This window comes from Peribacillus sp. P4_C12 (genome assembly GCF_056402095.1).
On sequence record NZ_JBFUIB010000215.1, the window covers coordinates 1 to 6,014 of the forward strand.

The 6,014-nt window shown below is 39.1% G+C and carries 7 protein-coding genes, 1 pseudogene and 1 other annotated feature; all 8 genes and pseudogenes read left to right on the forward strand.

The window, feature by feature from the left end:
- The first annotated feature begins 44 nt into the window (after positions 1-44).
- On the forward strand, positions 45-218 hold the full coding sequence (locus tag AC1DUW_RS19125; protein WP_162878664.1) for a hypothetical protein: 174 nt from the start codon (positions 45-47) through the stop codon (positions 216-218).
- Positions 219-395: 177 nt separating this feature from the next.
- On the forward strand, positions 396-755 hold the full coding sequence (locus tag AC1DUW_RS19130) for a YidH family protein (RefSeq protein ID WP_053347196.1): 360 nt from the start codon (positions 396-398) through the stop codon (positions 753-755).
- A 165-nt stretch (positions 756-920) separates the two neighbouring features.
- Positions 921-1,466: a sigma-70 family RNA polymerase sigma factor gene (locus tag AC1DUW_RS19135; protein ID WP_053347195.1), complete on the forward strand. Its 546-nt coding sequence runs from the start codon at positions 921-923 to the stop codon at positions 1,464-1,466.
- Positions 1,456-1,863 carry a PadR family transcriptional regulator gene (locus tag AC1DUW_RS19140; RefSeq protein ID WP_053347194.1) on the forward strand — a complete coding sequence of 136 codons (408 nt, stop codon included), beginning with the start codon at positions 1,456-1,458 and terminating at the stop codon, positions 1,861-1,863. The genes AC1DUW_RS19135 and AC1DUW_RS19140 overlap by 11 nt, the downstream gene beginning before the upstream one ends.
- 1 nt (position 1,864) lies before the next feature.
- Entirely contained in the window at positions 1,865-3,127 is a 1,263-nt protein-coding gene (locus tag AC1DUW_RS19145) for an FtsW/RodA/SpoVE family cell cycle protein (protein WP_053347193.1), read from the forward strand.
- Positions 3,128-3,199: 72 nt separating this feature from the next.
- Entirely contained in the window at positions 3,200-3,475 is a 276-nt protein-coding gene (locus AC1DUW_RS19150) for a GNAT family N-acetyltransferase (protein WP_053347192.1), read from the forward strand.
- Positions 3,476-3,609: 134 nt separating this feature from the next.
- A pseudogene (locus AC1DUW_RS19155) lies at positions 3,610-3,702 on the forward strand (peptidoglycan-binding domain-containing protein); the annotation flags it as partial.
- 257 nt (positions 3,703-3,959) lie between these two features.
- Positions 3,960-4,218 (forward strand) — a binding site (T-box leader).
- A gap of 116 nt (positions 4,219-4,334) precedes the next feature.
- Positions 4,335-6,014, forward strand: a 1,680-nt coding sequence (gene ilvB / locus AC1DUW_RS19160; RefSeq protein ID WP_477643213.1) for an acetolactate synthase large subunit, incomplete at its 3' end; no start/stop codon positions are given.

Consider the following 6,014-nt stretch of genomic DNA (forward strand, 5'->3'; position numbering starts at 1 on the left):
CCTTAGAGGAGCTTCACTAAATAATTAACTTTTAGGAGTTGCGCATGAAAAAATTGGGATGGATTATAACAGGAATAGGGGCTTTTTTCGCACTGGGTGCCTTGCTTTATCCTTTRAATGTTATTGATAAAACACTATGTATATATTTATTACTTGGTGGTGCGGGGCTTATGTTTGTCGGATCTATGTTTAGAGCCTTTTCGCTCCTTAAGAGATAAAATAATAAATAAAAAGGAGGGTATACCAGGGGTATTAGAAATAATCGAGGGTCTTTGGTGTATCAGTCTGTTTTTATTAAAGGGTATATGATTTTCTTTATTACCTCCTGTGTCAATGTGAAAAAGCAATCACTGTGATATGATTTATTCATAAAACATTCAAGCTAAGGTGATGATATGGAAAAAAATCAATTAAAGTATGCACAGCAGCATTTGGCCAATGAACGCACCTTTTTGGCATGGATCAGAACGGTGATTGCGATTGTAGGGGTTGGTTTTTTAACCACGAGTTTGCATTTTACGATTGGCAAGTATCGGGACGACCGGATTGATTTGATTAGTATTGTGTTGGGGATGTTTACTTGTACTTTGGGTTTAGTGATTACTGTATTGGCAACTTTCGGTTATTTGCAGAAGAAGCGACAAATTAACGAGGAGACGTTCACACCCTCTAGTGTGCAGGTAATTCTCATTGCGGTCTTTATGGTGATTATGTTATTGATGATTATTTTATATTTTCTTTTTATAAAATTTTAACATTCTGTCCTATCCAGTATAGGGCAGTTTTTTTTGTTTCTTCCTATTATATACTTATCCTTACATAAATATGGAAAGAATCCTTCCATTGATTATAAAGGGTAAATTAAGAAAACTTTAACCTGTTGACAATCGTCTATAAATTAGAAAGAAAGGATGAGGGTTATGGAGGAGTTATTTACAGAATATCTGGAGGCTGGTGAAGAAGATATATGGTTGGATGAGATTATGACTGTATACGGTCAGGATATTCTTCAGCTTGTGTACTCATATGTGAAAAATCTCACTGTTGCCGAAGATTTAACGCAGGAGATTTTTGTGAAGTGTTATAAAGCATTGCCTACATATAAGAAGCAATCCAAGTTGAGAACATGGCTATGGAAGATTGCCATAAATCACTGTAAGGATTATTTGAAAAGCTGGTACCATCGGAACATCGAATATACCGTGGATGAGCGGGTGGAGCCACAGGCAACAGTGAGTGTGGAAGAAACTATTCTTAAGCTTGATGAGGATCAAATGCTTTCTCATACCCTGATGAATCTGCCGATAAAATACAGGGAAGTGATTTATTTATTTTATTTTCAAGAGTTATCGATAAAAGAAATTTCCGAAATGACGGGAATCAGCCAAGGTACAATAAAAACCCGGATGCGGAGGGCGAAAGCGATGCTAAAAGAGAAGCTGGAGGGGGATAACGATGGAAGATAAATTGAATCAGCTCAAACGTGCAATGAAAAGAACTGTTTTTGCTGATGTAAAGTTTACTGACAAACAAAAGACGGCTATTAAACAGCGACTTGTTCAGGCAAAGGAAAGTGATGAGGAAGTAATGATCGCCATTTTTCGAATTCTCCAGGAGGAACAAAGCGGTTATCAGATTATGTCATCCTTAATAAGGCGGGGCATTGAAAAATTCACCGAGCAGGAGGGAATTTTGTATACGATGCTGCATGACTTGGAACAGAGGGGTTTCATTGAGGCCAAATGGGAACAGACGGAGAAGAAATCATACTGCCTTAGTAATAAAGGGCGCCGAATGCTCGCAAAGTCAGAATCTAAACAAAATGCAGGCTCTTACATCTTACAAACGGTTTTAGAGGGGTGAAATGATGAAAAAAGAACAATTTCTTTATGAAGTAAAACAGTTCATCTGTTCCAAAGAGGCAAAGCGATTCGTAACAGCGGAATTAGAATTCCATCTGAAGCAGTCAACTGAGGCTCTAAAGAAACAAGGGTACACAGAAGAAGAGGCCGAAGTGAAGTCCGTTCAACAGATGGGAAGCCCGATTACAATCGGCCAAAAGTTAAATCGGTTGCACAGGCCGAAAGTAGACTGGCGTTTGACAGCTTTATTTTTATTGGTGATGTCTCTTGGTTTCATTCCACTGTTGGTATTAAGTTCAGAGTCCTATTATTATTCTTTCTATGCTAAATTGGTCGGCTGCCTTCTTGGTTTAGGTGTTGCTGGTGCAGTCATGTTTATGGATTATACGAAATTGTCTAAATTTGGATGGGTATTTTATGGTTTAGGTTGTTCGGTGGTTTTATTTACATCAGAGTTTGGGCCTACGGTTAACGGAATGCCTAGTCTAAATCTAGGCTTTTTTTACAGTGATATTTTAATAACGCTTCCCCTTTTTCTCCTTGGATGGGCAGGAATTCTCCGGAATGAGAGAATCAATATGTTCTTAGTTGGACTTCTTTTCTTTTTTCCAATGCTTTTATTATACAGAGCTGTTAACTGGCCAAGCATCGTAATCTATTTCGTTATGGTTTCTACAATGATTTTGAAAACACGTTTGGACAAAAAGAAAATGATCCTTTTTGCGAGTGCGATGATCGGAATAGCTGCAGCAACGTTTTATAGGTTTCCGTTGAAAGAATACCAACTGGCGAGAATCTATTCATTCATTGCACCTGAAAAGTATGGGGGCGGAATGGAGTATTTATATGTGAGAGTAAAAGAACTTATTGGGAATGCTGGTTTATTCGGCGGTACCCAGCAGGTGGAAATCTATTTTCCAGAAGGATCTCCCGACTTAATCCTGACTTCGTTGACCTATGAATTGGGCTGGATCTTTGCTCTGTTATTAAGTGGAATTCTATTACTTTGTATCTTTCGAATGTTTTTCATATTAACGAACATTAAGGATGATTATGGAACCCTTTTGATTTCCGGGGGCCTGGCTATGTTTGCCATGCAGGTATTCATCAACTTGGGGATGTCATTTGGGGTTCTCCCGATTGTTAGTGTTTCGCTCCCTTTTATCTCTTATGGAGTTTCTGGTACGTTGTTGAATTCTTTTATTTTCGGTATTGTGTTAAGTGTTTATCGAAAAAAAGATGTGATTTGGACGGTTCAATCTTAATTTAGTTTTAAATATTTGTTTAATTTTCATTTTGTGAGATATGATAAAGGGATATAAAAGGAGGTCATCAAAATGGTGGATATCCAAAAAGGTGAAGGTTCTTTTTTTGTCGCGGAATCTGGCGAGAAATTGGCGGAAATTACGTTTTATAAATCAGGTGATAATGAAATCACGGTGGACCATACTGTTGTGTCTGACAAGCTTCGCGGGCAGAAGGTAGGTAATTCTCTTGTTGAAAAGGTAATTGAGTTTGCACGTGAAGAAAAACTAAAAGTCGTTCCGGTATGTACATTCGTTCAAAAACAATTTGAAAAAAATGCCGATTACGAGGATGTTTTAGCTAAATAATTAAAGGGCTGATACGAGGAGGATGAACATGATTATTCATCCATTATCCTATGTATTCAGCCTTTTTCTATGTATTTATACTAATAAACTAAAAACAGATGTTATGATGTGAAATTTGATTTTATGCGAAAACAAAAAAAGCAGTAATCGCCTTTCAGAAAAAACATAATTTACAGGAAAAAGGGATATTGGGTAAAATTCGCGAAATAAGTTATTTGCTTTTATGAAGGTCCTTGAGAAAAATCTTTAAATTGATTTGTAATTTGAAAATATAGAATATTTAACATTTTTTAAAATAAATAAATACAATTTATTTATTTAGAGAATGGGATAATAGTAGGTATGTAAGCGTATACAGTAAAMCTTGCAATTTAGAATTATCAAAAAATTCTTTAAAAACCTGTTGACTAGTACCCGAAATACAAGTAAGATAATCACAAATACAAGACATCAAACATAAGCGTTTCTAAAAATATGAATTATGCGAAAAGCATTGAAGAGGATAAGTAGTCTTTTTACAAGGCATTCACAGAGAGCCGGGTTGCTGAGAACCGGTATTGTCCCGAAAGATGAACTCACCTTGGAGTTTCGGCTTGAACGTCAGACTAGTAGAGCTGAACGGGTGCGTACCAGTACCCGTTACCAAAACAGAGAATAGTGTAGACTATTCAAAGTGCGCATGGAAGTTCGTGCGAAAAAGGGTGGTACCGTGGAGTGGCTTATCAAGCCTTTTCACCCCTTTAACTTGCAGAGTGCAAGTACATTTGGGGTGGGGAGGCTTTTTTGTATGCTAAAAAAGCAGAAAATTCCGAATTTTAAGAAAAAATATCAAGTGAGAAAGTGGAGGAGGTCTTTACGTATGACACAAAAAGCAGTAGTGGCTGATCGGAAAGGTGGAAAGACACAATATAGTGGTGCCGAATTCCTGATGGATGCATTGAAAAAGGAAAATGTTGAAGTCATTTTTGGTTATCCGGGTGGTTCTGTATTGCCGATTTATGACAAGCTATACAGTTCAGAGCTTTTTCATATTTTGACAAGACATGAGCAAGGCGCAATCCATGCAGCAGAAGGATACGCCAGGATTACCGGCAAGCCGGGGGTGGTCATAGTCACATCCGGTCCAGGAGCAACAAACATTGTTACCGGTTTAGCGGATGCAATGATTGACTCTTTACCACTTGTTGTTATTTCAGGTCAGGTTGCTACTAGTGTAATTGGTACAGATGCTTTCCAAGAAGCTGATGTACTAGGGATTACAACCCCAATTACAAAACACAACTATCAAGTAAGAAAGCCGGAAGACCTCCCACGTATTATAAAAGAAGCTTTTTATATCGCTTCAAGCGGCCGACCGGGTCCAGTTTTGATCGATATTCCGAAAGATATGGCCATTTTAGAAGGAGTATCAACGGATGATGAGCCTGTAATGGATCTCCCTGGTTATCAGCCGACGACGAAGCCGAATTATTTGCAAATTAGAAAGCTCGTTGAAGCGGTAAGTGGAGCGAAAAGACCGGTCATTCTTGCTGGGGCAGGTGTCCTGCATGCAAAGGCATCCCATCTATTAAAGGAATACGTCGAGCAGCAAGGGATTCCAGTTGTTCACACTCTACTTGGTCTTGGCGGCTTTCCGGCTGACCATCCGCTTTTTATCGGAATGGGCGGTATGCATGGCTGTTTTGCAGCAAATATGGCGTTATCAAAATGTGATCTATTAATCAATATCGGTGCCAGATTCGATGACCGATTGACTGGGAATTTAGCAAAATTCGCACAGCATGCAACGGTTGCCCATATCGATATTGATCCAGCAGAAATCGGCAAAAATGTACCAACAAAGATTCCGGTAGTCGGCAGTGCGAAAGAAGCCCTAACCGAGTTGATTGGGCAAAGTGGTAAAATGCCGGATATTAAAGAATGGACCACACAGCTGACTAAATGGAATGAAGAATTCCCATTGCGTTATACACAGGAAGAAGGCGTGCTGAAACCTCAGCGAGTCATCCAAATGCTTCATGAAAAAACGAATGGAGAAGCCATTGTTACGACGGATGTTGGACAGCATCAAATGTGGGCAGCGCAATACTATCCGTTTAACAAACCAAATTCTTGGGTCACTTCCGGGGGACTTGGCACGATGGGCTTTGGATTACCTTCCGCACTCGGGGCGCAACTTGCAGATCCGAAAGCGACAGTACTTTCAATATCCGGAGATGGTGGCTTCCAGATGTGCCTTCAGGAACTTTCGGTTATTGCTGAAATGAATCTACCAATCAAAATTATCATCGTTAATAATGGAGCACTTGGAATGGTAAGACAATGGCAGGAACTCTTTCATGATAACCGTTTTTCACACAGCATTTTCCAATCGCACCCTGATTTCGTGAAATTGGCTGATGCTTATGGAATTCCGGGATTCAAAGTAACTACGGAAGAAGAAGCAAGCAACTGCCTCGATGAAGCGCTAGCAATTGATGGACCGGTATTAATTGATTTCCGTGTTAAACAAAAAGAAAATGTCTTTCCGATGGTAGCG